This is a genomic window from Mesorhizobium sp. M7A.F.Ca.US.011.01.1.1, assembly GCF_003998295.1.
In the GTDB taxonomy this organism is placed as follows: Bacteria; Pseudomonadota; Alphaproteobacteria; order Rhizobiales; family Rhizobiaceae; genus Mesorhizobium.
On the sequence record NZ_RZRT01000131.1, the window covers coordinates 3501 to 3985 of the forward strand.

General features: G+C 60.0%; 1 protein-coding gene. It reads right to left on the reverse strand.

Going from position 1 to position 485, the window contains the following annotated elements:
* Positions 1–479: TraG/TraD/VirD4 family protein (locus EOA13_RS38465; RefSeq protein ID WP_245490601.1), on the reverse strand; the 479-nt coding region annotated here is incomplete at its 3' end.
* Between the last annotated feature and the right edge of the window lie 6 nt (positions 480–485).

Here is a 485-nt window from a genome sequence, read left to right on the forward strand (position 1 = left end):
GTAGAGGCGGGTAGGGGCATGAACGCGCGTTTGGCGAGCTGGCCGTCGGCGAAATAGAAATTGCGCGTGCCGAGGATCGGCAGTTGCCCACGCGCCAATATGATGACCTTGTTCCTGTCGAGGGTGCGGATTTCATCCGGCCGCATGAGGGGCCGCCGCACTTGCTTGCGGTGCTCCGAGCGCGTGTAATAAGTGTCGAACAACGTTGCCTTGGTGCGCGTCACGTCTTTTTGCACGTCCGACGTTTCGCCGAGCTGCTCGGAAACGTAGCGCAGATCGTCCGCGTCCTGCGCACCGAAAAAGATCTGCACGCGAGCGGCGTTGATGAGCGTTTTGCGCCCTTCCTGGCGATAGATCTCGTCTACAGCCTTCAGCGACTGCACGAAAAACCACATCGAAACGCCGTTGCCGCCGAGCACGCTTGCCATTTCGGTCACGTTCTCGAGCTTGCCGAGGTTCTGGAACTCGTCGAGCAGCACAAGCAC